General features: G+C 66.4%; 27 protein-coding genes and 1 pseudogene. 7 read left to right on the top strand and 21 right to left on the bottom strand.

The genetic code is table 11. The features are described from left to right. Positions 1–28 precede the first annotated feature (28 nt). The 8 genes and pseudogenes from argH to argC form a co-directional block, all read right to left on the bottom strand. Positions 29–1,468 carry an argininosuccinate lyase gene (gene argH / locus FBY31_RS00135; RefSeq protein WP_142035365.1) on the bottom strand — a complete coding sequence of 480 codons (1,440 nt, stop codon included), beginning with the start codon at positions 1,466–1,468 and terminating at the stop codon, positions 29–31. A 6-nt stretch (positions 1,469–1,474) separates the two neighbouring features. Continuing rightward, positions 1,475–2,680 (bottom strand): argininosuccinate synthase, encoded by a 1,206-nt coding sequence (locus tag FBY31_RS00130; RefSeq protein ID WP_142035362.1) that lies wholly within the window; start codon positions 2,678–2,680, stop codon positions 1,475–1,477. 46 nt (positions 2,681–2,726) lie between these two features. Beyond that, complete coding sequence (locus FBY31_RS00125; protein ID WP_142035359.1) at positions 2,727–3,257, bottom strand: arginine repressor; 531 nt, start codon at positions 3,255–3,257, stop codon at positions 2,727–2,729. 125 nt (positions 3,258–3,382) lie between these two features. Next, positions 3,383–4,267: pseudogene (gene argF, locus FBY31_RS00120) on the bottom strand (ornithine carbamoyltransferase); the annotation flags it as partial. Next, positions 4,264–5,565, bottom strand: a complete 1,302-nt coding sequence (locus tag FBY31_RS00115; protein ID WP_235012851.1) for an acetylornithine transaminase — start codon at positions 5,563–5,565, stop codon at positions 4,264–4,266. The gene FBY31_RS00115 and the pseudogene argF, both read right to left, overlap by 4 nt. Then, complete coding sequence (gene argB / locus FBY31_RS00110; RefSeq protein ID WP_142035353.1) at positions 5,562–6,521, bottom strand: acetylglutamate kinase; 960 nt, start codon at positions 6,519–6,521, stop codon at positions 5,562–5,564. Before argB ends, FBY31_RS00115 begins: the two co-directional genes overlap by 4 nt. Positions 6,522–6,563: 42 nt before the next feature. Further along, on the bottom strand, positions 6,564–7,730 hold the full coding sequence (gene argJ, locus FBY31_RS00105) for a bifunctional glutamate N-acetyltransferase/amino-acid acetyltransferase ArgJ (RefSeq protein ID WP_142035350.1): 1,167 nt from the start codon (positions 7,728–7,730) through the stop codon (positions 6,564–6,566). Next, the gene (argC, locus tag FBY31_RS00100; protein WP_142035347.1) at positions 7,727–8,758 is read right to left on the bottom strand and encodes an N-acetyl-gamma-glutamyl-phosphate reductase; all 1,032 of its coding nucleotides are present in this window, start codon (positions 8,756–8,758) and stop codon (positions 7,727–7,729) included. The genes argJ and argC overlap by 4 nt, the downstream gene beginning before the upstream one ends. A 144-nt stretch (positions 8,759–8,902) precedes the next feature. On the opposite strand from argC, the gene FBY31_RS00095 reads away from it, so the two are divergent. Then, entirely contained in the window at positions 8,903–9,868 is a 966-nt protein-coding gene (locus FBY31_RS00095; protein ID WP_142035344.1) for a quinone oxidoreductase family protein, read from the top strand. 94 nt (positions 9,869–9,962) lie between these two features. Here the strand turns inward: FBY31_RS00095 and pheT are convergent, their stop codons facing one another. Together pheT and pheS are read right to left on the bottom strand one after the other, a co-directional pair. Then, positions 9,963–12,506 (bottom strand): phenylalanine--tRNA ligase subunit beta, encoded by a 2,544-nt coding sequence (gene pheT, locus FBY31_RS00090; RefSeq protein WP_142035341.1) that lies wholly within the window; start codon positions 12,504–12,506, stop codon positions 9,963–9,965. Positions 12,507–12,508: 2 nt separating this feature from the next. Beyond that, positions 12,509–13,570 carry a phenylalanine--tRNA ligase subunit alpha gene (gene pheS / locus FBY31_RS00085; protein WP_142035336.1) on the bottom strand — a complete coding sequence of 354 codons (1,062 nt, stop codon included), beginning with the start codon at positions 13,568–13,570 and terminating at the stop codon, positions 12,509–12,511. 209 nt (positions 13,571–13,779) lie between these two features. Here pheS and FBY31_RS00080 point away from each other — a divergent pair, with 209 nt between their 5' ends. The 3 genes from FBY31_RS00080 (at position 13,780) to FBY31_RS00070 (ending at position 16,201) form a co-directional block, all read left to right on the top strand. Next, positions 13,780–14,283 carry a hypothetical protein gene (locus FBY31_RS00080; RefSeq protein WP_235012850.1) on the top strand — a complete coding sequence of 168 codons (504 nt, stop codon included), beginning with the start codon at positions 13,780–13,782 and terminating at the stop codon, positions 14,281–14,283. 3 nt (positions 14,284–14,286) lie between these two features. Continuing rightward, positions 14,287–15,012: an SIMPL domain-containing protein gene (locus FBY31_RS00075; RefSeq protein WP_142035333.1), complete on the top strand. Its 726-nt coding sequence runs from the start codon at positions 14,287–14,289 to the stop codon at positions 15,010–15,012. A gap of 76 nt (positions 15,013–15,088) precedes the next feature. Continuing rightward, positions 15,089–16,201, top strand: coding sequence for an Rv2578c family radical SAM protein (locus FBY31_RS00070; RefSeq protein ID WP_142035330.1), 1,113 nt, complete (start codon positions 15,089–15,091; stop codon positions 16,199–16,201). Positions 16,202–16,259: 58 nt separating this feature from the next. On the opposite strand, the gene FBY31_RS00065 is transcribed toward FBY31_RS00070, so the two are convergent. Beyond that, on the bottom strand, positions 16,260–16,709 hold the full coding sequence (locus tag FBY31_RS00065; protein WP_142035327.1) for a (deoxy)nucleoside triphosphate pyrophosphohydrolase: 450 nt from the start codon (positions 16,707–16,709) through the stop codon (positions 16,260–16,262). A 164-nt stretch (positions 16,710–16,873) separates the two neighbouring features. On the opposite strand from FBY31_RS00065, the gene FBY31_RS00060 reads away from it, so the two are divergent. Beyond that, positions 16,874–18,085 carry an MFS transporter gene (locus FBY31_RS00060; protein ID WP_142035324.1) on the top strand — a complete coding sequence of 404 codons (1,212 nt, stop codon included), beginning with the start codon at positions 16,874–16,876 and terminating at the stop codon, positions 18,083–18,085. Between the two features lie 46 nt (positions 18,086–18,131). On the opposite strand, the gene FBY31_RS00055 is transcribed toward FBY31_RS00060, so the two are convergent. After that, on the bottom strand, positions 18,132–19,091 hold the full coding sequence (locus FBY31_RS00055) for a cation diffusion facilitator family transporter (RefSeq protein WP_142035322.1): 960 nt from the start codon (positions 19,089–19,091) through the stop codon (positions 18,132–18,134). Between the two features lie 197 nt (positions 19,092–19,288). Here FBY31_RS00055 and FBY31_RS00050 point away from each other — a divergent pair, with 197 nt between their 5' ends. After that, entirely contained in the window at positions 19,289–19,564 is a 276-nt protein-coding gene (locus FBY31_RS00050; protein ID WP_142035319.1) for a GlsB/YeaQ/YmgE family stress response membrane protein, read from the top strand. A gap of 81 nt (positions 19,565–19,645) precedes the next feature. On the opposite strand, the gene FBY31_RS00045 is transcribed toward FBY31_RS00050, so the two are convergent. From FBY31_RS00045 to infC, 4 genes are all read right to left on the bottom strand, one after another. Next, positions 19,646–20,557: a TrmH family RNA methyltransferase gene (locus FBY31_RS00045; protein ID WP_142035316.1), complete on the bottom strand. Its 912-nt coding sequence runs from the start codon at positions 20,555–20,557 to the stop codon at positions 19,646–19,648. 69 nt (positions 20,558–20,626) lie between these two features. Next, on the bottom strand, positions 20,627–21,016 hold the full coding sequence (gene rplT / locus FBY31_RS00040) for a 50S ribosomal protein L20 (protein ID WP_142035313.1): 390 nt from the start codon (positions 21,014–21,016) through the stop codon (positions 20,627–20,629). Between the two features lie 116 nt (positions 21,017–21,132). Beyond that, complete coding sequence (gene rpmI, locus FBY31_RS00035; protein WP_009358635.1) at positions 21,133–21,327, bottom strand: 50S ribosomal protein L35; 195 nt, start codon at positions 21,325–21,327, stop codon at positions 21,133–21,135. Between the two features lie 116 nt (positions 21,328–21,443). Continuing rightward, entirely contained in the window at positions 21,444–22,493 is a 1,050-nt protein-coding gene (gene infC / locus FBY31_RS00030; protein WP_235012849.1) for a translation initiation factor IF-3, read from the bottom strand. A 384-nt stretch (positions 22,494–22,877) separates the two neighbouring features. Between infC and FBY31_RS00025 the strand changes: the two genes are divergently transcribed. After that, positions 22,878–23,264: a DUF1844 domain-containing protein gene (locus tag FBY31_RS00025; protein ID WP_142035307.1), complete on the top strand. Its 387-nt coding sequence runs from the start codon at positions 22,878–22,880 to the stop codon at positions 23,262–23,264. Between the two features lie 182 nt (positions 23,265–23,446). On the opposite strand, the gene FBY31_RS00020 is transcribed toward FBY31_RS00025, so the two are convergent. From FBY31_RS00020 to FBY31_RS00005, 5 genes are all read right to left on the bottom strand, one after another. Next, positions 23,447–24,739, bottom strand: a complete 1,293-nt coding sequence (locus tag FBY31_RS00020) for an MFS transporter (protein WP_142035304.1) — start codon at positions 24,737–24,739, stop codon at positions 23,447–23,449. Between the two features lie 54 nt (positions 24,740–24,793). Further along, the gene (locus FBY31_RS00015) at positions 24,794–25,681 is read right to left on the bottom strand and encodes an SseB family protein (protein WP_142035301.1); all 888 of its coding nucleotides are present in this window, start codon (positions 25,679–25,681) and stop codon (positions 24,794–24,796) included. A 26-nt stretch (positions 25,682–25,707) separates the two neighbouring features. Next, positions 25,708–26,454 carry a bifunctional 1-(5-phosphoribosyl)-5-((5-phosphoribosylamino)methylideneamino)imidazole-4-carboxamide isomerase/phosphoribosylanthranilate isomerase PriA gene (gene priA, locus FBY31_RS00010; protein ID WP_142035298.1) on the bottom strand — a complete coding sequence of 249 codons (747 nt, stop codon included), beginning with the start codon at positions 26,452–26,454 and terminating at the stop codon, positions 25,708–25,710. Between the two features lie 63 nt (positions 26,455–26,517). Next, positions 26,518–26,676 carry a hypothetical protein gene (locus FBY31_RS22935; protein ID WP_200833278.1) on the bottom strand — a complete coding sequence of 53 codons (159 nt, stop codon included), beginning with the start codon at positions 26,674–26,676 and terminating at the stop codon, positions 26,518–26,520. Next, the coding region (locus FBY31_RS00005) for a glutamine amidotransferase-related protein (protein WP_442858155.1) at positions 26,677–26,961 on the bottom strand (285 nt) is incomplete at its 5' end.

The raw sequence follows: 26,961 nt of genomic DNA, 5'->3' as shown, positions 1-26,961 counted from the left end.
ACGCATTAAGTGAGAGAGCGTGCGGCAGCTATCCTGCGTACTCCCGCACGCCGTCGAGCTCGGCTTCCAGCGCCACCAGCTGGCGTTCGACGGCGGCCGGTGCCGTTCCGCCCTGGGAGTTGCGGCTGTTGAGCGAACCTTCGGTGGACAGGACCGCGCGGACCTCCGGCGTGAGGTGCTCCGAGATGGCGGCATACTCCTCATCCGTCAGGTCCCACAGCTCCACGCCGCGGGATTCCGCCTGCTTGACGGCAGCGCCGGACAGTTCATGGGCCTCGCGGAATGGCACGCCCTGGCGGACGAGCCATTCGGCGATGTCCGTGGCCAGCGCGAAGCCCTGCGGCGCCAGCGATTCCATCCGTTCCCTGTTGAACGTGAGGGTGGCGATCATGCCGGACACCGCCGGAAGCAGGAGCTCGAGGGTATCGGCGGCGTCGAAGACCGGTTCCTTGTCCTCCTGCAGGTCCCGGTTGTATGCCAGCGGCAGTCCCTTGAGCGTGGCCAGGAGCCCGGTCAGGTTGCCGATCAGGCGCCCTGCCTTGCCGCGGGCCAGCTCCGCCACATCCGGGTTCTTCTTCTGCGGCATGATGGACGATCCCGTGGAGTAAGAATCATGCAGTGTCACGAAGGAGAACTCCTTGGTGGCCCACAGGATGACTTCCTCGGAGATCCGTGAAAGGTCCACGCCGATCATCGAGCACACCCAGGCAAACTCGGCGAAGACGTCGCGGGAGGCGGTGCCGTCGATCGAATTGTGGGCCGCGGAGTGGAAACCGAGGTCCGCGGCTACTGCCTCCGGGTCCAGTCCCAGGGAGGAGCCTGCCAGTGCCCCAGATCCATAGGGCGAGACGCCGGCGCGCTTGTCCCAGTCCTGAAGCCGCTGCACATCGCGCAGCAGTGCCCAGGCATGGGCCAGCAGGTGGTGGCTGAGCAGAACCGGCTGGGCGTGCTGCAGGTGGGTCCGGCCCGGCATGGCCACGCCGTGGTGCGCCTTGGCCTGTTCCACCAGCGCGTCCACCGTGGCCAGCACGCCGCGGGCGATGATCCGGGCGTGGTCCCGCAGGAACATCCTGCCCAGCGTGGCCACCTGGTCGTTGCGGGACCGGCCGGCGCGGAGCTTGCCGCCCAGCTGGGGTCCGGCACGCTCGATCAGGCCGCGCTCCAGCGAACCGTGCACGTCCTCATCGGATTCCGCCGGCACATAGGTGCCCGAGGCTACGTCATCGTCCAGCCTGCTAAGGGCCGCGAGCATGCCTTCCAGCTCGGCGTCGTCCAGCAGCCCGGCCTTGTGCAGTACGCGGGCGTGGGCCTTGGAACCGGCGATGTCGTAACGGGCCAGCCGCCAGTCGAAGTGCGTGGACTTGCTCAGCGCAGCGAGGGCATCGGCAGGGCCGCCGGCGAACCGGCCGCCCCACAGCGCGCCTGTGTTGGTAGCTTCCGATTTCCGGGTTTCGACAGGCTCAACCACCGGTCCTTACTTTCCTGAGACCCGGATGTCGCGGCCGGAAGCAACCTTGGCGGACATGCCCCACAGCTCGATGAAGCCGCGGGCCATGGACTGGTCGAAGGTGTCGCCGGTGTCGTAGGTGGCGAGGTCGAAGTCGTAGAGCGAGGTGTCCGAGCGGCGGCCGTTGACGATGGCCTGGCCGCCGTGGAGCACCATGCGGATGTCACCGGAGACGTACTTCTGGGTGTCCTCGATGAAGGCGTCCAGGGAGCGCTTGAGCGGGGAGAACCACTGGCCGTCGTAGACCAGCTCGGCCCAGCGCTGGCCGACGGTGGCCTTAAAGCGGGCCTGCTCGCGCTCGATGGTGATGTCCTCGAGGTGCTTGTGCGCGGTGATCAGCGCCATGGCACCGGGCGCTTCGTAGATTTCGCGGGACTTGATGCCGACGAGGCGGTCCTCGACGACGTCGATCCGGCCCACGCCCTGGGCGCCGGCGCGGCGGTTCAGTTCCTTGATGGCCTGCAGCGGGGTGACCTTGACGCCGTCGATCGCGACCGGGATGCCGGCCTCGAAGGAGATGGTGACCTCATCCGGCGCCGGCGGGAACTCCGGTGTGGCGGTGTAGTCGTAGATGTCCTTGGTGGGGGCGTTCCAGATGTCCTCGAGGTAGCCGGTTTCCACCGCGCGGCCCCAGACGTTCTGGTCGATGGAGTACGGGTTCTTCTTGGTGGTCTCAATGGGCAGGCCCTTTTCCTCGGCGAAGGCGATGGCCTTGTCGCGGGTGAGGGCGAGGTCGCGGACGGGGGCGATGCACTTCAGGTCCGGACCGAGGGTCTGGATGCCCACTTCGAAGCGGACCTGGTCGTTGCCCTTGCCGGTGCAGCCGTGCGCAACGGTGGTGGCGCCGAACTCGCGGGCGGCCTTCACCAGGTGCTTGACGATGACCGGGCGGGAGATGGCGGAGACCAGCGGGTAGTGGCCCTGGTAGAGGGCGTTGGCCTTCAGGGTGGGCATGGCGTATTCGTTGGCGAACTCGTCGGAGGCGTCGGCCACGTAGGCTTCGACGGCGCCGCAGCCCAGGGCACGCTGGCGGATGGTTTCCAGGGACTCGCCGCCCTGTCCGACGTCGACCGCCACGGCGATGACCTCGGCGCCGGTGGCTTCGCCGATCCAGCCGATGGCTACTGAGGTGTCCAGGCCGCCCGAGTAGGCCAGCACAATGCGTTCAGTCACTTGAAATGCTCCTTGGGATTGGGGTTTGTAGATGTTGTCTTCAAGCTTATTGCCCGGCTTCTTCGGCCAGTTGCAGGAACCTGGCGGCGAGGTCCTGGCCGCCCAGCGGATCCCGCGACACCAGCAGCACGGTGTCGTCCCCGGCGATGGTGCCCAGGATGGACGGCATCACCGAGTGGTCAATCGCCAGTGCCAGGAAATTGGCGGCTCCGGGCGGGGTGCGGAGCACGGCGATGTTCGCTGAGGCTTCCGCCGTAACCAGGAGTTCGCTGCACAGCCGCGCCAGCCGGGCGTCCAAAATCTCCTGGCTTACCCCGCTTTTGGCGGCCCGCTCGCCACCCTCGCCGGGGACCGCATACACCAGCACGCCCTCCTTGCCGCGGACCCGGACCGCGCCGAGTTCCACCAGGTCCCGCGACAGCGTTGCCTGGGTGACCTGCACGCCGTCGTCCGCCAGCAGGGCTGCCAGCTCCGCCTGGGACCGCACGGATTCACCCGTCAGGATAGCCGTGATGCGGGCCTGCCGCGCGGTTTTGGTGGCCGGGCTGGAGCCCGGCGACGCCGGTTGGGCTGACACTAGAACGTGCTCTCCCCGGTTCCTTCAACGGGAGAAAGGCCGTCGACGAAGGCGAGGCCGGACCGGTGCATCAGCCATGCCATCAGGGCTTTCTGGGCGTGGAGCCGGTTTTCGGCTTCGTCCCACACGATGGACTGGGGGCCGTCGATCACGCCCGCCGAAATTTCGTAACCGCGGTAGGCGGGCAGGCAGTGAAGTACGACGGCGCCTTCCGCGGCGTGTGCCATGGCGGCCTCATCGACGGAGTACTCCCGGAACAGCTGCAGGCGCGCTTCCTTTTCCGCTTCCTGGCCCATGGATACCCACGTGTCTGTTGCCACGACGTCGGCGCCCTTCAGCGCCTCCACGGCGTCACTGGTGATCAGCACAGAACCGCCGGTCTGGGCAGCACGCTCCTCAGCCGCGGCCACGATGTCTGCGGCGGGCAGGTAGCCCTCGGGCCCGGCGATGCGGACGTGCATGCCGGCCGTGACGCCGGCCAGCAGGTAGGAATTCGCCATGTTGTTGGCGGCGTCCCCGAGGTAGCTCATGGTGAGGCCCTTGAGTGCGCCCTTGTGCTCCTTCACGGCCAAGAGGTCCGCGAGCAGCTGGCAGGGGTGGTAGTCATCACAGAGGGCGTTGATGACGGGCACCCTGGAGTTTTCCGCCATCGCCACCAGGCCGGCGTGCGCACCGGTCCGCCAGACGATGGTGGAGACCATGCGCTCCAGGACCCTGGCGGTATCCTCCACGGATTCCTTGTGGCCGATCTGGGCCTCGCCGGGGTTGATGATGAGGGCGTTGCCGCCCATGTCCGCAATGCCGGTAGCAAACGAGACCCGGGTCCGGGTGGAGGTCTTGTCGAAGATCACGGCAACGGTCTTACGGCCGCTGCCGTCCGCAGCGAAGGGCTGGACGCTGTACGGATCCTTTTTCATGCGGGCGGCGAGTTCCAGGACCTCGGCCTGCTCGGCAGGGCTGAGGTCCGTGTCCTTGAGGAAGTGGCGGGTAGTGCCGGTTACTGAAGTCACTGGGCGTCCTTAGCTGCTTGGAGGATGGCCGGGAAAGCGGCGAGGAAGGAGTCAGCCTGCGCCGTGGTGAGGACCAGCGGCGGTGCCAGCCGGATGGTGCGGGGCCCGGGGCTGTTGACGATGAAGCCGGCGTCAAGGCCCGCCTGCACCACAGCCGGTGCCACGTCCGCGTCCAGGTCGAAGCCGATGAGCAGGCCTTCGCCCCGGACTTCAGTGACGCCCGGGATGGCTGCCAGCGCGGAACGCAGGTGCTCCCCCACCGCTGCCACGTTGGCCAGGACATCCTGGCTTTCGATGGCGTGCAGGGTGGCCAGGGCGGCCGCCGTGGCAACGGGATTGCCGCCGAACGTGGTGCCGTGCTGGCCCGCGGTCAACAACGACGACGTTTCGGCGCCGAAGGTGATCAGCGCACCGATCGGGAAGCCGCCGCCCAGGCCCTTGGCCAGGGTAACGGCGTCCGGCACGATGCCCGCGTCCTCGCTGGCCAGCCATTTGCCGGTCCGGCCGATGCCGGTCTGCACCTCGTCCAGGATCAGCAGGGCGCCCGCTTTGCTGGTCAATTCCCGTGCTGCCCGCAGGTAGCCGGCCGGAAGGGGACGGACCCCGGCCTCGCCCTGGATGGGTTCGAGGAACACTGCCGCCACGGTTTCGTCAACGGCCGCTTTGAGTGCCTCGACATCCCCGAACGGGATGTGCACCACACCGCCGGGCAGCGGCTCGAACGGCGCGCGGTACGCCTCCTTGGCAGTCAGCGCCAGGGCGCCCATGGTCCGGCCGTGGAAGGCGCCTTCGAGGGCGATGATTTTGGTCCGGGGGCCTGTGCCGGCAGGATCACCGTTGCGGCGGGCCAGCTTAAAAGCGGCCTCGTTGGCCTCGGTGCCGGAGTTGGTGAAGAACACTTTGGAACCGGCAGGCGCGCTGGTGAGGGCCAGGAGCTTTTCGGCCAGCGCAATCTGCGTGGGGCTGGTAAAGAAGTTGGACACGTGGCCCAAAGTGGCCAGCTGGCTGGAGATGACCGACGTGACGAACGGGTTGGCATGGCCCAGCGCGTTGACGGCGATCCCGCCCAGCAGGTCCAGGTATTCCTTCCCGTCAGCATCCCAGACAAGGCAGCCGGCACCGCGGACCAGGACGCGCTGCGGAGTGCCGAACACGCCCATCAAGGATGTGGAGTACCGCGCCAGCCACTCGGATCCGGCGTGGCCCTTGGTTTCGACAAGCTCAACCACCGGGGCTTCGTGCTCAACCACCGGGGTTTCGACAGGCTCAACCACCGGGGGTTGCTGGATCTTGTTCATGCGTTCAATTCCTCGTCCGGGACTACCTGGGTGCCAATGCCCGCCGTCGTAAATGTTTCCAGAAGCATGGAGTGGGGCAGGCGCCCGTCCACAATATGCGCGCGTTCCACTCCCTCATCAATGGCTTTGAGGCAGGCGGCCATCTTGGGGATCATGCCCGATTCGAGCCCCGGCAGCATGTCCCGAAGCTGCGAGGCCGTGAGGGAGGAGATCAGCGAGGACTTGTCCGGCCAGTTGGCGTACAGGCCTTCGACGTCGGTCAGGATGACCAGCTTTGAGGCCCCCAGTGCCGAGGCGACGGCTGCCGCGGCGGTGTCCGCGTTGACGTTGAGGACCTGGCCGGTGGGCTGGAAGCGCGCGGTGCCGGCCACGCCGTCTCCGCCGTCCACAATCTCGGGGGCAACCGTGGAGATCACCGGGATCCGGCCGGCGTCGAGGATGTCCACGATGCCGGCGGGATCGACGCCCACCACCTCGCCCACCAGCCCGAGGTCCACTTCTTCGCCGTCCACCACCGTCCCCGTCCGGACTGCGCGCAGCAGGCCGCCATCTTCTCCGGACATGCCCACCGCGTAGGGACCGTGGGAATTGATCAGTCCCACCAGTTCGCGTCCCACCTGGCCGGTGAGGACCATCCGGACCACATCCATGGCTTCAGGGGTGGTAACGCGGAGGCCGCCCTTGAATTCGGACTCGATGCCGAGCCTGCCGAGCATCGAGTTGATCTGGGGGCCTCCGCCGTGGACAACCACCGGGTGGATGCCTACGTGGTGGAGGAACACGATGTCCTCGGCGAAGGCGCGGCGGAGATCGTCGTTGACCATGGCGTTGCCGCCGTACTTGATCACCATGATGGTACCGGCGAACCGCTGGATCCAGGGCAGGGCCTCAATCAGGGTTCCTGCCTTGTCCTGGGCATCGGACATGCTGGTGGTTTCACGCGTCTGGGTGTTCATGCTGTCACTTTCCGCTACGGTTCTTGCCGGGGCGCGGGGCTCCTAGCTGGAGTATGCGCTGTTCTCGTGCACGTAATCGTGGGTGAGGTCGTTCGTCCAGATGGTGGCTTCTTCGTTCCCGGCCTGCAGGTCGATTTCCACGAGCACTTCCCGCGGCTCCAGGTCCACGAGCGCCCGGTCGTCGCCGATGCTGCCGTTGCGGCAGATCTGGATACCGTTCATGGAGACGTTGAGCTGGTCAGGTTCGAAAACGGCATCCGTGGTGCCGACGGCGGAGAGCACCCGGCCCCAGTTGGGGTCCTTGCCGAAGATGGCGGCCTTGAAGAGGTTGGAGCGGGCCACGGAGCGGCTGACGGTTTCGGCGTCGGCCTCGCTGGCGGCGTTGAAGGTGCGGATGGCGATGTCGTGGCTGGCGCCTTCTGCGTCGCCGATCAGCTTCCGGGCGAGCTCGGCGCACACCTGGGTGAGGCCCGAGCCGAAGGCTTCGGCGGACGGCACCGCGCCGGAGGCGCCAGAGGCGAGCAGGACCACGGTGTCGTTGGTAGACATGCAGCCGTCCGAGTCGGCCCGGTCGAAGGTGACACGCGTGGCGTCGCGGAGGACGACGTCGAGCATCTCCGCCTCCACCAGGGCATCCGTGGTGAGGACCACCAGCATGGTGGCCAGGCCGGGAGCGAGCATGCCGGCACCCTTGGCAATACCGCCGATGCTGAATTCCTGGCCGTCCGCGTCGGTGCCGATGAACAGCGCGGACTTGGGCACCGAGTCGGTGGTCATAATGGCGGTGGCGGCGTCGGGTCCGCCGTCGGTGCTGAGGGCCTTGGCGGCTGCCTCCACGCCGGGAAGGATCTTCTCCATGGGCAACTGCTCACCGATGAGCCCGGTGGAGCAGACAAACACATCCGTTGCGGAGATACCCAGCACTTCGGCCACTTTTTCGGCCGTGCTGTGGGTGTTCTGGAAGCCGGTGGGCCCCGTGCAGGCGTTGGCGCCGCCGGAGTTGAGGACCACGGCGTCCACCCGGCCGTCCGACACCACCTGGCGGGACCAGTGGACCGGGGCCGCAGCCACGCGGTTGCTGGTGAACACCGCGGCAGCGGCCTTGGCGGGACCGTCGTTGACCACCAGGGCGAGGTCCGGGTTGCCGGAGGCTTTCAATCCGGCAGTGACGCCGGCGGCCCGGAATCCAAGGGGTGCGGTAACTGTCACGGGGCTACTCCCTGCAGGTCAAGGCCGGCGGTTTCTGCCAGGCCGAGTGCGATGTTCATGGACTGGACGGCGCCGCCGGCAGTCCCTTTGGTGAGGTTGTCGATCACGCAGGTGACAACCACCCGGCCGGTGTGCGCGTCGAAGGCAAGCTGCATGGCAGCGTGGTTGGACCCCTGGACGGTCTTGGTGGCGGGCCACTGGCCTTCGGGAAGGACGTGCACAAACGGTTCGTCGTCGTACGCGTCGGTCCACGCCTGGCGCAGCTGCTCAGCAGTGGTGCCGGGCTTGACCTTCGCGGTGGCGGTGGTGAGGATGCCGCGGCTCATCGGCGCCAGGGTGGGCGTGAAGGAGACCGTCACCTGCTCCCCTGCCGCGTTGGAGAGGCCCTGTTCGATCTCGGGGGTATGCCGGTGTCCGCCGCCCACGCCGTAGGGGCTCATGGAGCCCATCACTTCGGAGCCGATCAGGTTTACTTTCGCTGCCTTGCCTGCGCCCGACGTGCCGGAGGCGGAAACGATCACAACGTCGTCGGGCTCAAGGAGGTGGGCGGCGAACCCTGGCGTCAGGGCCAGCAGGGCCGACGTCGGGTAGCAGCCGGGCACGGCGATGCGGTTGGCGCCCTTGAGGGCTTCACGCTGCCCGGGCAGTTCGGGCAGGCCGTAGGGCCAGGTGCCCGCGTGGGCTGAACCGTAGAATTTTTCCCACGCCGCCGGATCCTGAAGGCGGTGGTCGGCGCCGGCGTCGATCACCACTGTCCCTTCCGGAAGCTGGGCAGCAATTTCGGCGGAGGCTCCGTGCGGCAGTGCGAGGAAGACGACGTCGTGGCCCGAGAGGTTCTCCACGGTGGTGTCCTCCAGGATGCGGCTGGATAGTCCGTGCAGGTGGGGCTGCAGCTCGCCGAGGCGGGAACCGGCGTTGCTGTGGGCTGTGATTGCTCCGATGGTCACATCCGGGTGGCCCGCGAGGAGGCGGAGTACTTCTCCGCCGGCATAGCCGCTGGCGCCTGAGACTGCAACAGAAATAGTCATGGCCTCCACCTTACAGCAAAACTATTCACTAGGCCCGATATTTATGCACCCCGCGTGAATGAGTTGCCCGGGCTTCAGGTGAGGAGTCCTTAGGATGGTTCCGGCAGCCGGGGCTGGAAAGGCCGGACCCGGGGAAGGAGAGCCATGACGCATGCAATCGTCGCACGCCAGGCAGGCGGTCCGGAAGTCCTTGGGTATGCGGATGTGGACAAGCCGGGTCCAGGGCCCGGCCAGTTGCTGGTCAAGGTAGCCGCAGCGGGAGTGAACTTCATTGACACCTATAAGCGCAGCGGCACCTACAAGGTCCCCTTCCCGTTCACCCCGGGATCAGAAGCCGCCGGCACGGTGGAGGCGGTCGGCGACGGAGTTACCGGTTTCACCGTCGGCGACAGGATCGCCACGGCCGAAGGCATTAACTGCTACGCGGACTATGCACTGGTGGACGAGGACGTCGCGCTGCCCGTACCCGCCGGGGTTGATGACTTCACCGCTGCCGCACTCCCCCTGCAGGGCATTACAGCGCATTTCCTGATGAACTCGACCTTCAAGGTGGAGCCAGGGCATACCGTGCTGCTGCACGCGGGCGCCGGCGGCGTGGGACTGCTCCTGACCCAGATGCTCAAAGCCAGGGGGGCGGAAGTCATCACCACCGTTTCCAGTGACGAAAAGGAAGAGTTGGCGCTGGACGCCGGCGCGGACCACGTGCTGCGGTACGAGGGGTTCGCCGAAAGGGTCAGGGACATTACCGGCGGCACCGGCGCCGACGTGGTCTACGACGGCGTAGGAAAGGACACCTTTGACGGCTCACTTGGCGCATTGCGCGTGCGTGGAATGCTGGTGCTCTTCGGCGCGGCCTCCGGTCCCGTGCCTCCCATGGATCCACAACAGCTCAGGCTTGGCGGCTCGCTTTTCCTGACCAGGCCCACCATCGGGCACTACGTGCGGGATGCAGCCGAACGCCGCTGGCGCTCGGACGAAATTTTCGCCGCTGCGGCAGGCGGCAACCTCAAGGTCCGGATCGGCGCCCGCTACCCCCTGTCGCAGGCGGCCCAGGCGCACCGCGACCTTGAAGGCCGCCGCACTACCGGCAAAGTGCTCCTCGTTCCGTAAGCCCCTTAACCGGGACAGACGGAAGGTCCCCGCAGCCAGGATAAATCAATCCGGGCTGCGGGGACCTTCCGTTTTTACCGTATCTGCTTCCTTGCTACCGCTGGACTGCCCCAAACCGCTCGGCGGCCAGGGTCACTGCGCTTTCGCGGGCTGCCGATGCCTCGTCCGCCGTCAGCGTGCGGTCGTCGGCGCGGAACCGCAACCCGAAGGCCAGTGATTTTTTGCCTTCCTCAATCCCCTTGCCCGCGTAGACGTCGAAGAGCGCAACCTCCTCAAGCAGTTCACCGGCGCCTTCACGGAGTGCGGCGAGCACGTCGTCGGCCGGGACCTCGGCAGGGACCACCAGGGCCACGTCCTGGGTGGCCACCGGGAACGTGGAGATGTGGCGCGCCACGATGACGTCCGGCGCAGCGTCGAACAGCGCATCAGCGTTGAGCTCCAGGGCCACCGAGCGGGCCGGCATGTCGGATGCGGCGAGCAGTTTGGGGTGCAGCTCGCCGGCGTAGCCCACCACTTCGCCGGTGCGGAGGGAGAGCCGGGCAGCACGGCCCGGGTGGAATGCCTGGTGGCTGCCCTGGCTGACCACCAGCTCCACGCCCAGGACGTCGCCGGCGATGCGGGCGATGTCCAGCGCGTCGGCCCAGTCCCACGCCCGGGGGGCGTGCGCGGCCGCGGCCGGTGAATCATGTCCAGTGAGGACCACGGCGAGGTGGAACGGCTGGGCGGGTACGCCGTCGTACAGTGCATCGAGCACCTGATCGGAGGGCTTGGCGCCCAGCGGCGGGATGGACCCGGTACCCATCTTCCCGGCGGGCAGGAACACCAGGCCGGACTCGAAGAGGGCCAAGTCGCGGAAGCCGCGGGAATGGTTCCGCTTGGCCACCTCGATCAGGCCCGGCAGGATCGACGTGCGCAGGAAGCCCTGCTCCTCGCTGATCGGGTTGGCCAGTTTGACGGCGCTCCGGCCGGCACCCTGTTCGGACACCCCGAAGGTGTCGTTCGCCGCCTTGGAGACGAACGGGTAGGACAGGACTTCGGTGAGTCCGGCGTCCGCCAGGGCCTGGATCAGGCGCCGGCGCTGCTGCTGCACCCTGGTGAGGCCCCGGCCCGGTGGCGCGACAGGCAGCGTCGCCGGGATCTTGTCGTAGCCCACCAGGCGTGCGACCTCCTCGGAGAGGTCCTCCTTGGTCTCCAGGTCGTGGCGCCAGCTGGGGGCAGAGACGCGCCAACCGCCGTCGTTCTTCACCACGCCCGCGCCCAGGTCCTCGAGGGACGTGACAATCTGCTCTTCGGTGAAATCGATGCCGATCCGGGTGGCAGCGAAGCCTGCCGGAAGGTCGATCGTCACGGAGTCCGGGGCGGTGCCGACGTCTGTTCCTGCTTCGTCTGCCGTGCCGCCAGCGAGCTCCACGAGGAGGTCGACCACGCGCTGGGCGGCGATGCCGGCCACCTGCCAGTCAACGCCGCGCTCGAAGCGCTTGGACGCCTCGGACGGCAGCTTGTGCCGGCGGCGTGACCGGCCGATGGACACCTCGTCGAAGTGCGCGGCTTCCACCAGGATGTTCGACGTCGTGTCCCCCACCTCGGTGGCTGCCCCGCCCATCACGCCGGCGATGCCGATGGCACCGGAGTCGTCGGTGATCAGCAGGTCCTCGGGGTCGAGGCTGCGCTCCTTGTCATCCAGGGTGGTGATCTTCTCGCCGGCGGAGGCGCGGCGGACCACGATGTCACCGGACAGCTTGTCCAGGTCGTAGCAGTGCGTGGGCTGGCCCAGCTCGAACATGACGTAGTTGGAAATGTCCACCGGCAGCGAGATGGAACGGACGCCGGCCAGCCGCAGCCGGGAAACCATCCATGGCGGGGTGGGCCTGGTGGCATCGACGCCGCGCACGGTCCGCGCCACAAAGCGGTCGCAGCCGGGCTTGCCGTAGATGGGGGCGTCGTCGTTGAGCTTGACGCCGTAGCCGCCGGAGAGTTCGGCCGGGGCGTTAACGCGCGACGCGGGATCGGTGAACGTGGTTCCGGTGGCGTGCGCGTACTCGCGTGCCACGCCACGGATGGAGAAGGCGTAGCCGCGGTCCGGCGTGACGTTGATTTCGGCTGCTTCATCGTAAAGGCCAAGCAGCTCCATGGCGTCCGTGCCGATTTCCGGGTCCAGGCCGATGCGCGAGAGGACAAGGATGCCGTCATGGTCCTCTCCGATACCCAGCTCGCGGACCGAGGCGATCATCCCGGCCGAGAGGTGGCCATAGGTCTTCCGCGCGGAGATGTGGAAATCGCCTGGCAGCACGGCGCCCGGAAGCGTGACCACCACCTTGTCGCCCTCAACAAAGTTGTGCGCGCCGCAGATGATGCCCTGCACGCCGGAGGGATCGATGCCCTTGCCGGTGAGCGTCTGCTCCTGCCCTTCGGGGACCACCCGGACCTGGCACCAGTTGATGGTTTTGCCGTTGGTCTGCGGCTCCTTGACCAGGCTCAGGACCTGGCCCACCACGATGGGGCCTTGCAGGGTGTCCGTGGGACGGTGGACGTCTTCTTCTTCAAAGCCCACCTTCACCAGTTCGGCCATCACGTCTTCGGCCGTTGCTCCGGCCGGTACCTCTGCGAATTCACGCAGCCAGGAAATTGGGATACGCACTGTTAGATCTCCATCCCGAAGTGCTCGCTGAAACGTACATCGCCTTCGATCATGTCGCGCATGTCGCCCACTTCGTTGCGGAACATCAGGGTCCGCTCGATGCCCATGCCGAAGGCGAAACCTGAATAGACGTCCGGGTCGATACCCGCGGCGCGGAGCACGTTGGGGTTGACCATGCCGCAGCCGCCCCACTCGATCCAGCGCGGTCCGCCCTTGGCGCCCGGGTGGAAGATATCCAGCTCAGCGGACGGTTCGGTGAACGGGAAGTAGTTGGGACGCAGCCGGATCTGGGCTTCGTCGCCGAACATCTGCCGCGCGAAGTGCTCAAGGGTGCCGCGCAGGTCCGCCATGCTGAGCTTTTTGTCGATGGCCAGGCCTTCGAACTGGTGGAACACCGGAGTGTGCGTGGCATCCAGCTCGTCGGTGCGGAACACCTTGCCCGGGCACAGCACGTAGATGGGCAGCTCGCGTTCGAGCATCGAGCGGACCTGCACCGGGGACGTGTGGGTGCGCATCAGCAGGTGCGCCTCCGGCGGCTCCACGAAGAATGTATCCTGCATCTCGCGGGCCGGGTGGTCCGGCTTGAAGTTCAGGGCATCGAAATTGAACCACTCCGATTCGACTTCCGGCCCCTCGGCGATTTCCCAGCCCATCCCCACGAAGATGTCCGCCACACGGTCCTGCAGCGTGGACAGCGGGTGGCGGGCCCCTGCCCGGCGACGGCGGGGGGCGGCCGTGACGTCAACCGTCTCTTCCAGGAGGATCCGTGCGTCGTTTTCGGCTTCCAGCTCTGCCGTGCGGTCCGCGAGCGCCTTGTTAACCCGCCCGCGGGAGGCGCCCATGAGCTTTCCGGCGACGGCCTTCTGGTCCTTGGCCAGCTTGCCGATTTCACGGTTGGCAAGGCTCAGCGGCGACTTTTCACCGGTGTGCGCGAGCCTCACCGCCTTCAGCTCGTCAAGGGTGGCCGCGCCGGCGATGGCGGCGATGGCCTGGTCTACAGCGGCAGTAATGGCGGCATCATCCGTAGGGTTCGGGATGGCGGCGCCCGGCAAAGTTTCAGTCATCTACTGTTCTTAGCTTGTGAGTCGTGGCTGCCGGTGAACGGGCAGCCTGCGCGGTTTCCCGGCGGCTCGTCCGTCACTGGCAGGTCATGGATGAATGCCCTCATTCACGTGCAAATATCGGTTCATTCAATGACCAGGTCAGGGCTTACCGGTAAATCCGGCGGCCACTGCCCTCCAGTCTAATTGAACCCTCCGGCTAGCATGGCCTCATGACACCACGGGAGCCATTGGCGCTTCGGCGGCCCCTGACAGTTCCACAGGTGCTGCGGCTGGCGGCGAACGCCGCCAACGGCAGCACCGGCCTGGGTCTCGCCGTGGCGGCTGCCGCAAGGACGGAGCTCAGCAGGGGCCCGCGGGGGCTCATCATCGCCGGCGGTTACCGTTGGCGGGTGCCGTTTGCTGGGGCGTTCACGCTGGGGAATGTGGTGCTCTGCCGTTGCCCCGCTGTTGACCTGCTGTCCCGGCCGGAGCTGCTGGAACACGAGGAAAAACACTGTTCCCAGTACGCCTGGTGCCTCGGGGTCCCCTTCCTCCCGCTCTACTTTCTCGCGGCCGGGTGGTCCCAACTGCGCACCGGCAATCCGGGGACGGGCAATATCTTCGAGCGGCACGCGGGCCTCGCGGCCGGCGGGTACCCGGTGCGAGACATTGCTTCCCGCCCTCGGCGCCTTCGCATGTTGGGGATGACCGGCCCCCACAGGAGGGAGGCCTAACCGATGCCGTCCGAAGCCGACGATCCCACTCGGGAGAGCAGCCGCGACGAAGGCGGCAACGCCGTCGAACAGGCCAGTGACCCGTCCGACGGCGGCGCTGCCGCCGGCACTGTCAGCGTCACCGGAACGGGCACGGCGGAAGCTGTCCCTGACCTGATGGTGGTCTCCATAGGGGTGGAATGCCGCGCCGAGTCCGTGGAGGCGGCGTGGTCCCGGGCGGGGAGCAGCTCAGACGCTGTGGCGTCAATGTTCCGCCGGCACGGCGTTGCCGGGGAGAACATCAGAACCACGGGACTCAACGTCCGGGCAGACCTTGTGTGGCGGGAGGGTGAAGGCCAGTCGGTCACCGGGTACGTCGCGGCCAGTACCCTCAGCGTAAGGCTGCGGGCGCCAAATTCCGCCTCGGCAGCGATTTCCGACGCTGTTGACGCCGGCGGGAACGATACCCGGCTTAACGGCCTTGAGCTGACGTTTACGGACGACGCCGAAGTACGGGCACGTGCGCGGGAAGCCGCCTGGCTGGACGCACTCCGTTCGGCGCAGCAGTTTGCCCTTCTCGCCTCCGCCCGCCTGGGCCGGGTGCTTTCCATTACGGACACGGTGGTACCCCAGTCTCCGGTGCCCCTTTCCGGAATGCAGCGCGCCGCTTCCGTGGAAGCCCTCGGGGTGGAAGCCGGGGAAACCGCGGTGCAGATGGCTGTCCGGGTCGTCTGGGAGCTTGAGTACTAGTTCCCTGGCCTATTGGGGCCCCTGGCAGCCCTTCCGGCGCTTGACTTAAGTTCGAACGTATATTCGAATTGAGTCCATGAGATGGGACGCCCAAGCACTGATGCCGCCGCCGGCAAAAACAGCTGCGGACGGGGGCACTCCCGCGCTTCTTCCCCTGGCCGGGCTGGTCCGGTCTGTCACCACACCGGACTTCGCCGGCATCACCTTTCATGAGGTCACCGCCAAATCGGTGCTCAACAAGGTTCCGGCGGGCTCGCGCATGCCGTTTGAGTGGACCATCAACCCCTACCGCGGGTGCAGCCACGCCTGCGTCTACTGCTTCGCCAGGAAGACGCACACTTATCTGGATTTCGACGCCGGACGGGACTTTGACAGCCAGGTGGTCGTGAAAGTCAACGCCGCGGAGGTCCTCCGGAAGGAACTGGCCAAGCCATCCTGGACCCGTCAGCAGGTAGCCCTTGGCACCAACACCGATCCTTACCAGCGCGCCGAGGGGCGCTACGAGCTGATGCCGGGGATCATCACCGCCCTGGCAGAGTCCGGCACTCCCCTGTCCATCCTCACCAAAGGAACCCTGCTGGCCAGGGATATTCCGCTGTTGAAGAGTGCCGCTACCCAAGTGCCTGTGGGCCTCGGCATCTCGCTCGCCATGACCGACGAAGCACTGTCCGAAGCCATCGAGCCCGGTACCCCCGGGCCTCGGGCACGTCTCAAGCTGGTCTCCCGGCTTCGCGAGGCCGGACTCCCGTGCGGAGTCATGGCCATGCCTATCCTGCCCTGGCTCACGGACAGCGACGAAGCACTGGATTCCCTTTTTGCCTCCCTCGCTTCCGCAGGGGCCACCGGAGTGACGGCCGGTGCCCTGTACCTGAAGCCAGGCGGCACCCGGGAGTGGTTCATGAAGTGGATGGCAGCCAATCATCCTGAACTCGCCGGCCGTTATCGCCGGCTCTATGGCTCAGGCTCCTACGCCTCAAAGGAATACCGGTCCTGGCTGGCCGGCAGGGTCCGCTATTTCAAGGCCCGGTACGGATTCTCCGATTCGTCGGGGTTCAGCCACCGCGACCTTGACGATCCCCGCGGTGAAGAAGCGGAGTACCCTGCAGGCATCATCCCCGCCGCCATACCCACAGAGGCCGCCGGCACCGCCGACATTTCAGCGCCGGGGACCCAGGCCACCCTGTTCTAGGAAGCGCCGGTTCCGGGAGTACGGGTTCCCTCAGGAGTACGGGTTCGACGAGTACGTTCTACTGGCGCCCGCCTGCTGCCGGCACAGCGAGTGCCGCCAACAACTCCCGAACGATCGGCAAATCAGCCGGAATCCAGGGCAGGCCAAGGACCTCATCCGGGTCAGCCAACGGCACCCACCTGAGCTCGTCATGGTCCTCGAGGGGCTCCGGCTCACCCTCCATGATTTCCGCAAACCAGACCCGCATGCTGGCCCGGTCATTAAGGGGCCAGCCCTTGGGAGACTCTGCCGGAAGCTCGACGCCGAGGCGCACTCCGATTCCCAGTTCCTCGCCCAGCTCACGGCACAGCGCCTCCTCCGGGTCCTCGCCCGGCTCCACTTTGCCGCCCGGGAACTCCCACAGGCCGGCAAGCTTCTCGGGTGCACTGCGGCGGGCCACAAGCAGCAGGGAAGGTTCCGCAAGGCGATCCACGACGGCTCCGCCCACCACCTGTATCAGTCCAGTCACCGCCCCATTCTATGGGGGACAATGGGAAGGCCCGGGCGCTCTTTCCGTTTTCCGGGAATACCTGCACCGCACCGGGGGTTGTCCCGGGGGTCCAGGCCTCATCCAGCCCCACTGCCGTGGCTGCAGCCCATCTTGTATCTCCCAGCACTTCGAAAAGCAGGCACATGAGCAGCGTCGTACAGTCCCCCACGGCAACCAGCACCACCGCCCCCAACCTCGCTATGGCCATCATTGCCCTCGCCATGGGCGGGGTGGGAATCGGGGTCACCGAGTTCACCATGATGGGTCTGCTCAAGGAAGTGGAACAGGGCCTCAACATCAGCACCCCCGAAGCCGGGCACCTCATCTCCGCCTACGCGCTGGGAGTAGTGGTGGGCGCACCGCTGCTGGCCGCCGTCGGCGCCAAACTTCCCCGCAAGAACCTGGCTTTGGGCCTGATGCTGTTCTTCACCGTCGCCAACCTGGCCTCCTTCGTGGCCCCCGATTACGGAACCATGCTGGTTTCACGGTTCGCGGCCGGGCTGCCGCACGGCGCATTCTTTGGCGTTGCCGCCGTTATCGCCGCCTCGCTGGTGCCGCCCACCCGGCGTGGGTGGGCGATCTCCATGGTGATGGCTGGCCTGAGTATCTCGAACGTTATTGGTGTCCCGGCAGCCACCTGGGTGGGGCAGACCTACGGCTGGCGGTTGCTCTTCATCCTGGTGGGCCTGCTTGGAATGCTGACCCTGGTGCTGATCTCGCGTTTTGTTCCGTTCCACGAGGCCCATCCGGATGCCAGCATCCGCCGCGAACTCGGGGCGCTCAAGCGGCTCCAGGTCTGGCTTGCCATCCTGATAGGCATCGTGGGCTTTGGCGGTTTCTTTGCCACCTACACGTACATCTCCCACACCATGACCCACGTTGCCGGCCTCCCCTCCTCGCTGATTCCGCTGGTGGTGGCCCTCTACGGGCTGGGCATGGTGGCCGGCAACATGGTGGGCGGCAGGTTCGCGGACAAGTCCGTGATGGGGACGCTCTACAGCGTGCTGCCGGCCATCGCCGTGGCCCTGGTGGTGTACGCCGTCGCCGCACACTGGCCCTGGTCGGCCCTGGTGATGGTGTTTGTGGTGGGCGCTTCCGGCTCCATGCTCGTACCGGCGCTGCAGACCCGCCTCCTGGATGCCTCCCCCGACGCACCGTCATTGGCGTCGTCCCTGAACCACGCCGCACTGAACGTGGCGAACGCACTTGGGGCGTTCCTGGGCGGGCTGGTGATCGCCTGGGGCTGGGGCTATGTTGCACCCGCCCTGGTAGGCGCCTGCCTTGCCGTCCTCGGCCTGGGCGTTGCCTTCGCCAGCGGCCTGCTGGAGCGCAAAAAGCCGCTGGCCGCCTCATGAGAGGCGGCCAGCGGCTGCCTGGCGTTGATGGTTATGCCGGGCGCTGTCAGGGCCTCGGTGCCGCAGCAGCAGGTTGCTGGCCGGCACCTGCAGCATCCGAACGGTGGAGGTCAGGCTCCAGGTAGATCACCCTGGCAATAGGCACCGCTGACCGGATGCGTGACTCTGCACTGTCGATTTCCTTCGCAATCTCCGCGCCCGTGGCGTTGCGGTTGATGGCGATCTTCGCCGCCACCAGCAGTTCCTCCGGCCCAAGGTGCAGCGTCTTGAGGTGAATGATCCGGCTGCCGTCCGCCCTGATGGCTTGCGCAATGCGCTCCACATCGTCCCTGGACGCTGATTCACCCAGGAGCAGTGACTTCGTCTCCAGGGCAAGGATCACGGCAATGGCCACCAGCAGGAGGCCGATCATGCCTGTGCCAGCAGCATCCCAGAGACCGTCACCGGTAATAAGCGTCATGCTGACGCCCACGAGGGCGAACACCAGGCCCAGGAGCGCACCCAGGTCCTCAAGCAGGATGACCGGCAGTTCCGGCTGCTTCGCGCTGCGCACAAACTTGGCCCATGACTGCTCGCCGCGGAGGTGGTTCGATTCCTTGATCGCTGTCCGGAACGAGAAGGATTCGGCCACGATCGCCCCAACCAGCACTGCCAGGGGAACCCACCAGAAATCGCCCTCGATGGCGTGCGGGTGCTGGAACTTCTCCCACGCCTCATACAGGGCAAAGAGGCCGCCGACGCTGAACAGCACGATGGACACGATGAAGGCATAGATATACCGCTCGCGGCCATAACCGAAGGGATGTTCGGGACTGGCGGCCCGTTGTGCCTTCTTGCCGCCCACCAGCAAAAGGATCTGGTTGCCGGAGTCCGCCACGGAGTGGATGGCTTCGGCAAGCATCGACGACGAACGCGTCAGGAAGTACGCGATGAATTTCAGGAGGGCGATGGTCAGGTTGGCAGCCAGAGCCGCAATAATCGCCTTTGTACCGCCACTTGCAGCCAAGGGGCTTCACCTCTTTTACGGTTTCGGAACACTACGGAATATGCGGATCCTGACTCGGCTCCGCCCATAGTTACCGTACCCGCCCTCGCCGCAGACACGCACCAGCGACAGGCCCCAAGCCTGCTGACAACCAGGAGGCCCTATGTTAGCTTGAACCTCATCGGGACGGTTTATCCCGGTCACTATAAGGAGGAGACATGGGTTTTCTTGCTTGGATCATTCTTGGCCTCATCGTGGGGGCCATCGTTAAAGCCGTGATGCCCGGCAGGGTGGGCGGCGGTTGGGTCACCAGCCTTGTTCTGGGCGTGGTGGGCGCAATAGTAGGCGGCTGGATCGGAAGCCTGCTCTTTAACAAAGGCGATATGGCCTTCTTCGACCTTGGCACGTGGATTCTCGCCATCGTAGGCGGCCTGGTGGTCGCCGGCATCTACGGTGCCATCACCGGACGCGGCAAGGCAACGCGCGCGCCCTGAGTATCCCCGGTTAATTTTCATTTCACCCAAGCGAGGGCTCCGGTTGATCCGGGGCCCTCGCTGCCGTTGCAGCCCGTTCAGCTATCCCTGCAGGGCTGCCGGCAGGTGCTGGGAGCGGGCACTGGCGTAAAGGCAGACGGTGGCGGCCGTGCCGAGGTTGAGGCTTTCCGCTGCCCCGTACACGGGTACCGCCACCCGGTGGTCGGCCAGGCCAAGCTCGGACTGGGAGAGCCCCTGCGCCTCGTTGCCGAACAGCCAGGCAGTGGGTTTTTCCAGGTCATACTCTGACGGGGTAGCGTCCCCCGTCAGGCGGCGCCGCGCATTCTCGTCCTGCAGCACGTCAAGGTTCAGGGAACCGTAGCCGTCCGCCGCGAGGATGCCGATCCCCCGGGCCCGGCAGGCAGCGGCCAGATCAGTGACGTCCACGCCCAGCACCACGGGAAGGTGGAACAGGGAGCCCGCCGTCGAACGCACCGCCTTAGGGTTATAGATATCCACGCTGGAGCCGGTGAGGATGACGGCGTCTGCCCCCGCCGAGTCCGCGGCCCGCAGGACCGTTCCGGCATTCCCGGGGTCCCGGACCTGGCAGAGAACGGCGATGAGGCGCGGGCCGGCGTCGAGCACTTCCTCAAGGGTCACGTCCACGAACCGGCAGACAGCAATGATGCCCTGCGGGTTGACCGTGTCCGCCATGGCGGCCAGGACGTCATCGGTGGCCAACCGTGCATTCGTGCCTTCGGCAAGTTCGTCGAATTCCGGAAACCGGTCCAGGCAGGTTTCACTGGCGAAGACCTCGGTGACCACACCGGAGCCTCCCTCGGCGAGGCGCTGTTGATGGAGCTTCAGCGCTTCGCGCACCGCCTGGGGGCCTTCAGCCAGGAACTGTCCGCGCTTTAAACGGGCCGGGCGCCCGGCAAGTTTTGCCACATCCCTGACCCGATCTGCTCGGGGGTTGGAGAGTGGTAAATCCTGCGGGCGCCCGGTTTCGTTCATATAGGAAACTTTAGTGGCTGGCGCCACCTGTTCCTGAACTGCCCCTCCTGCGAGGGAAGGCAGGTGCTGCTAGGCCGTGGCAACCTTCTTGGCGGAGGTGTCGGCGGGCAGCGAGTCCTTGGCAACCTGGACCAGCGCGGCGAAAGCGTTGGCGTCGGAGACAGCCAGCTCGGCCAGCATGCGGCGGTCAACCTCAACCTCAGCGGCCTTCAGGCCCTGGATGAGACGGTTGTAGGTGAGGCCGTTGGCGCGGGATGCAGCGTTGATGCGCTGGATCCAGAGGCGGCGGAAGTCGCCCTTCTTCTTCTTGCGGTCGCCGTAGCTGTACACAAACGAGTGCAGCAGCTGCTCTTTGGCCTTGCGGTACAGGCGTGAACGCTGTCCACGGTAGCCCTTTGCGCGTTCAAGGATAACCCGGCGCTTCTTGTGGGCGTTGACCGCCCTCTTCACACGTGCCACGTGCGTACTCCTTCGAAATTCTGATCCCAAGCATCTACTGCCGGATTTCCGGCGGCCTGAGAAGGCTTTTTGGCAGGTGACTTACACCAGGTGGTGCCAGTCAAAGAACTTGGAAATTAGATGCCGAGCATCTTCCGGATGACCTTGGCGTCGCCCTTGAAGACGATCTTGTCGCCGGCAAGGCGGCGGGTCAGCCTGGAGGACTTGTGCTCGAGGTAGTGGCGGCGGTTGGCCTGCTGGCGGCGCAGCTTGCCGCTGCCGGTCAGCTTGAAGCGCTTCTTAGCACCACTGTGGGTCTTCATCTTCGGCATGGGAACCGATCTCCTTACGTATCCGCAGGCGGGGCCTGCAGTTCTATCGCGCAGCTGCCCCTGGGGGCGGCGTGCTGGTTGCGGACTGCCGGAGGGCGACCTCCGGCAGCTGTGAACTAAGTGGTCTTCTTGCCAGCCGGCTTCGGCACTGCCTTGGGGGCAGGGCGGGCAGCAGGCTTGGGTGCAGCGGGCCTGGCCACCGGCTTCGGCGGAGCAGGGACCGCTGCGGGCTTCGGCGCCGCAGCTGCCGGCTTGGCAGCTTCGGGCTTCGCCGCAGCCGGCCGGGAGGCCGGCGCAGCAGCCTTCGGGGCTTCCTGCTTCGGAGCCGCGGCCTTCGGGGCTTCCTGCTTCGGAGCTTCCTGCTTCGGGGCTTCCTGCTTGGGAGCTTCCTGCTTCGGGGCTTCCTGCTTGGGAGCTTCCTGCTTCGGGGCTTCCTCCTGAGGAGCTTCGGCGGCCTTGGCCGGAGCTTCTTCAGCGGCAGTCTCGACGGCCGGAGCCGCCTCCTGCACGGGAGCCTCGGGCTCTGCTTCCGGTTCCGTCGAGACCGTGAATCCCTCGGGAAGCAGGTCCGCCAGGGACTGCGTCAGGGGTGCCTGGTCGTCGCCGGAAACGTCGATGCGGCCGGATGCCTTGGCTTCGTTCTGTGCCTTCGCTTCGGCCCGCTGAGTGGCGCGGCGTGCTTCGGCCTTGGCTTCAGCCTTGTTTTTCAGCGGCCCCACCACCATGACCATGTTGCGGCCGTCGATGCGGGGGCTGGATTCAACCACGCCGACTTCGGCAACGTCCTCGGCGAAGCGCTGGAGCAGGCGGATGCCCATCTCCGGACGCTGCTGTTCACGGCCACGGAACTGGATCATGGCCTTGACCTTGTCCCCGGCGCCGAGGAAGCGAAGTGCGTGCCCGCGCTTGGTCTCGTAGTCGTGGGTGTCGATCTTGAGGCGGAAGCGGATTTCCTTCAGAACAGTGTTCGTCTGGTTCTTCCGTGCTTCACGTGCCTTGACCGCGGCCTCGTACTTGTACTTGCCGAAGTCCATCAGCTTGCACACCGGAGGCTTCGCCTGAGGTGCAACTTCAACGAGATCAAGGTCGGACTCCGCGGCCAGACGCAGGGCATCCTCAATACGGACGATTCCTACCTGTTCACCTGCAGGGCCGACCAGCCGCACCTCGGGGACGCGGATACGCTCATTGATTCTTGGCTCGCTAATGTTAAAGCTCCTGTGTTGTTGTGGGATCCGGAAAATAGGGAAGGCCCCCAATTGCCGGAGCAATCGAAGGCCTCGAAGACTGGTTGGGCGCGTCCAAAAAGGAACAACACCTTTGGTTCCGGCGTGTGCCGGTTCCGCTGCCAACCAGGTACCCGGCAACCTTGCGTCCCATCTGACTTCAGGAACAGCGGCTGACGCGGGTGGGAGAGAACTCCGCTTGCAAACTGCATGCCATTCTACAGAAAAAATTCCCGACAACGCAGGCGCTGCTGGGAACCTTGATCGTGTGGGCACAATCTCTGAAATAACGACATCCAGTTGGTCTGTGTCAAGCTTACCAGTATGAGCACCCCAGACAGTAATTCACACGTTTTCGAGCCTGCCCGCGCCGGCGGCGATGTCTCCCAGCAGATCCGCGACATTTCCGAAGTGCCGGCCATCGAGGTCATCACCACCGCTGCCGTCCACCTCATGAGTGCAGCCGCCGTCAAACTCGGCCTCGCAGCGGAAGAGAACGCCGAGGAGCTCAAGGACCTGGACGAAGCCCGGAAACTGATCACCGCGCTGGCTGGCCTGGTCACAGCTGCGGCTCCTGAAATCGGCTCCCAGCACGCCGGACCCTTGCGTGACGGCCTGCGGTCGCTGCAGTTGGCCTTCCGCGAAGAGTCGCTGATCCCCGACGCGCCCGGGAAGGGCCCGGGCGAAAAGTACACCGGCGCTGTCAACTGACACTGCCGCAGAACGCCACGCGCACCTCAATAATGACGACGGCGGCGGGCCGGCCTACACGGGCCGCCCGCCGCCGTCGTTGGTTACGGCACGACCAGCATCCTAGGACCATCGATTGCTCCGTAACGGCCGTTCTGGGGCCCGGTAAGGGCCGTAACGCGGCAATCGGTGAAGCGTGAGGGTCAGGCCGCCGACCTGCGGCGCCGCTGGAGGGCCAGCCCGCCCACGCATAATGCGACGCCCGCCGCACCCACCGCGACAAAGCCTCCGGACGGCCCGACCTGGTCGATGAAGACACCCGCCAGCGGAGCGCCGAGCGCCACTCCGGCCGTGAGGGCGGAACCGTACCAGCCCATTGCCTCACCGCGCCTCGCCTCCTCCACGAGGTCCGCCACCTTCTCGGATGCGGACGAGAGTACCGGGGCGCAGAGAAGCCCCGGCAGGATGGCAACGAAGGCCAGGGTCCAGGTGTCCTGGGCGAAGCCCATAGGGATGGTCAGGGCGGCCATGCCCAGGAGCAGGACAATGGGCGGGATGGGCCGGTGCATGGCACCGTAGATGAGCCCGCCCACTACGGAGGCTGCGCACCAGAACAGGAAGACGACGCCGATTTCGGCCTGGTGTCCGCCTGTTTCCAGCGCTGCGACGATTCCCACGTCGGTGCCGCTAAGAACCATTCCTGTTCCGGCGGCAACCGCGAAGAGTGCTGCCACAGTGGCGGTGAACCACGTGAAGTTCACAGCCACTTTCTCCCTCAAGCCGGGGCTGCGGGCAGTGCGGTCAGCCGCCGGGGCCAAGTCCGCGACCGCTTCCTGCAGGTGGGCGGGCGCGGTGGCGACTACGGCGGCCTCGGCCGCGCGCTGCTGGTCCGCCTCCCGGCCGTCAGCGGTTGTGGCGCTGCGGGTGGGCGGGTTGAACCACATAAGGAACAGGCCGGCCAAGGATGTGGAAACGCCCACAATCGTCAGGCCTGCAACACTGAAACCGCTGGTGGCGACGATCGCTCCGGCGGCAGGACCGATCATAAACACCACTTCGGTGGTGATCGCGTCGAGGGCGAAGGCGGTGCGGCGCTGGTCTCCGTCGGCCAGCACGCCCAAGGACTGCCGCACCACACTGAAGATGGGCAGGGTGAGGAGTCCGCCCACGAAGACTAACGGCAGGAGCCACTGGTAGGACACGTGGGGGACAACGGACCAGATGACGGTCTCGGACACCACCGAAGGAATCAAGGCCTTGCGCAGGCCCACCGTGTCCACCCGGCGGCCCCGCCAGGGCGCACCAAGGGCGATGCCGATGGTCATCACGGCCGCGGCTGCGCCGGCAGCGGCGTATCCCTGGCCGAGGGTGAGGACGATGTGCAGGGTCAGCAGAACACCGGCTGCCGAGTGCGGAATACGGGCGATCATGCCCACAAGGAGCAGCCGCCTGATGGGCCGCACGGCGAGCAAATCCCGGTAGAGGGCGAAATTCACTAAAGAATCCTTCGGTCTGCCGCAGCCGGCCGAGGATCCCCCTCCCCGCCGCAGCTAGTGGACAGCGCGCCGCAGTTTTATCTCGATGGAGTCGACCCGCTCACCAAACAATACATTCCGCGACCACTCAGCCTGGAGTCCGGCCACGAGCACCTGGACGGCGGCGGCGTCCAGGCCGTCCTCAAGGTACAGGACCACCTGCAGCTCAGGGCCGGAGCCCCCGCCGGCGAGGATGGCGCCATCAGCCGTGCGGGCTGCCACTCCCCTGCCCGGCAGGAGCTCCAGGCTCCGCACCGCGGGGAAGCCGGCTGCAGCATGCTGCATCTCGCGGACGAGGGCGTGATCCGTGTACGACGGGATCCAGTCCTGCTGCTGGGCCAGGGCCCACAGGGCGGGCCGCCGGACCACAAACGTCACCGCCGAGCCCGGGTCCAGGACCAGCAGTTCGGCTCCTTCGGCCACGGCGGAAAGGGCTGCGCGGGCGGCGTAGACCGCTACCGGCCGCGCCTCGGGATGCCAGGAGCTGAGGGCCTCCGCGGAGGTGAATGCCGGCATGGCGGTCCTGCCGTCGGCGGCCTTGAGGGTCACCAGGGCCATGTCCGCCTGTTTGTCGGCGTGCAGGCCGTCCTGGCCTTGGGCTTCTTCGGCGAGCTGGGCAACGATCGGGATAAAGACGCGGGCGGTGGCGAGGGCGGCGACCACGGCTGCTTCGTCCCCCTGTCCTGCCTGCAGGGCCGCGACGGCGGAGAGGTAGCCGGCGTCGGCCAGTCCGTCGTCGTTATCGAAGTTGTGGATCCTGGCGTGCTCCCCCGCCAGGCTGCGGCCCGCCCAGGGCTGGCCGGCAGAGTCAGTGGCACCACCGGCGCCGGCGAGTGCTGCGGCAATATGGCCGGGGAGGTGGCGTTGCGGAGGGGTGCCGGATCCGGCTTCGGTGCTGGCCATGGCGTTGCCCGGGTTGGCCTGGCTGCCTAGCGCCGGCCGGCGACGTCGAGGGCTTCGGGCAGCGTAAAGGCTCCCGCGTACAAGGCCTTGCCCACAATGGCTCCTTCAACGCCCAGTGGCACCAGGGACCGAAGCACCTTGAGGTCATCCAGGCTCGAAATACCTCCCGAGGCCACCACGGGCTTGCCGGTCTTTTCGACCATTTGGCGGAGCAGCTCCACGTTGGGCCCCTGCAGGGTCCCGTCCTTGGTCACGTCGGTGACCACGTAGCGGGAGCACCCGGCTTCCTCGAGCCTGCCCAGGACGTCCCAGAGGTCCCCGCCTTCCTTGGTCCAGCCGCGGCCGGCCAGCGTGGTTCCGCGGACATCGAGGCCGACGGCGATTTTGTCACCGAAGCGTTCGATGGCCCGGCGGGTCCACTCCGGGTTTTCCAAAGCTGCTGTGCCCAGGTTCACCCGGGCGACGCCCAGGTCCAGCGCCGCTTCGAGCGATGCGTCGTCGCGGAGGCCGCCGGAGAGTTCCACCTTGATGTCCAGCCGGCCCACAACTTCCCGCAGCAGCTCCGCGTTGGATCCACGGCCGAAGGCAGCGTCAAGGTCAACCAGATGGACCCATTCCGCACCCTGCTGCTGCCAGTTCAGGGCCGCTTCCAGCGGGGTGCCGTAACTCGTTTCGCTGCCCGCTTCACCCTGGACCAGCCGCACGGCCTGGCCGTTGACGACGTCGACGGCGGGCAGCAGTTCAAGAACCGGCAGGTCGGTAGCGGTGTTCATCAAAATCCTCGAGGTTGGGGGAACGGACGGGCAGGCTGCGGCCAGTTGGCCGGCAGTGTGCGGCTAGTTGGCCGGCAGCGTCAGCAGATAGGCGGCAAGCAGTGCCATACCCGCCAGGACGTAGAAGGAAACCTGGGTCCAGAGAGGTTTGCGCTGCTGCCGGAAGGAAATACCGCCGCCGATGAGAAGGCCGGCGAGGCCCATCAGCAGGACGGACCACATTTAGGCGTCGCCGCCGGCGGGGGTGGGCCTGCGGAGGGCTTCCACCCAGTTGCGCAGGAGCTGCGCACCGGCGTCGCCGGACTTTTCCGGGTGGAACTGGGTTGCACAGAGCGGCCCGTTCTCAACAGCGGCGATGAACGGAGCGCCGTGCTCCGACCAGGTGACCAGGGGCGCGGCCATCCGCGGCTGGACAACCTCGAAGTTCCATTCCTGCACGCCATAGGAGTGCACGAAGTAGAACCGCTCGTCCTCGACGCCGGCAAACAGTTTTGAGCCTTCCGGTAC

The organism is Arthrobacter sp. SLBN-100, from assembly GCF_006715305.1.
Lineage (GTDB): Bacteria > Actinomycetota > Actinomycetes > Actinomycetales > Micrococcaceae > Arthrobacter.
Note: the sequence above shows the minus strand (reverse complement) of the source record. Positions and strands in the feature narration are given on the sequence as shown.

Coding starts and splice junctions, on each gene's coding strand:
- priA (WP_142035298.1), bottom strand. CDS start 26,454: ATGAACACCGCTACCGACCTGCCGGTTCTTGAACTGCTGCCCGCCGTC.
- FBY31_RS00045 (WP_142035316.1), bottom strand. CDS start 20,557: ATGAACGAAACCGGGCGCCCGCAGGATTTACCACTCTCCAACCCCCGA.
- pheS (WP_142035336.1), bottom strand. CDS start 13,570: ATGACTGAAACTTTGCCGGGCGCCGCCATCCCGAACCCTACGGATGAT.
- FBY31_RS00060 (WP_142035324.1), top strand. CDS start 16,874: ATGAGCAGCGTCGTACAGTCCCCCACGGCAACCAGCACCACCGCCCCC.
- FBY31_RS00050 (WP_142035319.1), top strand. CDS start 19,289: ATGGGTTTTCTTGCTTGGATCATTCTTGGCCTCATCGTGGGGGCCATC.
- rpmI (WP_009358635.1), bottom strand. CDS start 21,327: ATGCCGAAGATGAAGACCCACAGTGGTGCTAAGAAGCGCTTCAAGCTG.
- argC (WP_142035347.1), bottom strand. CDS start 8,758: ATGACTATTTCTGTTGCAGTCTCAGGCGCCAGCGGCTATGCCGGCGGA.
- FBY31_RS00115 (WP_235012851.1), bottom strand. CDS start 5,565: ATGAACAAGATCCAGCAACCCCCGGTGGTTGAGCCTGTCGAAACCCCG.
- FBY31_RS00075 (WP_142035333.1), top strand. CDS start 14,287: ATGCCGTCCGAAGCCGACGATCCCACTCGGGAGAGCAGCCGCGACGAA.
- FBY31_RS00080 (WP_235012850.1), top strand. CDS start 13,780: ATGACACCACGGGAGCCATTGGCGCTTCGGCGGCCCCTGACAGTTCCA.
- FBY31_RS00015 (WP_142035301.1), bottom strand. CDS start 25,681: ATGGCCAGCACCGAAGCCGGATCCGGCACCCCTCCGCAACGCCACCTC.
- FBY31_RS00095 (WP_142035344.1), top strand. CDS start 8,903: ATGACGCATGCAATCGTCGCACGCCAGGCAGGCGGTCCGGAAGTCCTT.
- argB (WP_142035353.1), bottom strand. CDS start 6,521: ATGAACACCCAGACGCGTGAAACCACCAGCATGTCCGATGCCCAGGAC.
- FBY31_RS00025 (WP_142035307.1), top strand. CDS start 22,878: ATGAGCACCCCAGACAGTAATTCACACGTTTTCGAGCCTGCCCGCGCC.
- FBY31_RS00070 (WP_142035330.1), top strand. CDS start 15,089: ATGAGATGGGACGCCCAAGCACTGATGCCGCCGCCGGCAAAAACAGCT.
- FBY31_RS22935 (WP_200833278.1), bottom strand. CDS start 26,676: ATGTGGTCCGTCCTGCTGATGGGCCTCGCCGGCCTTCTCATCGGCGGC.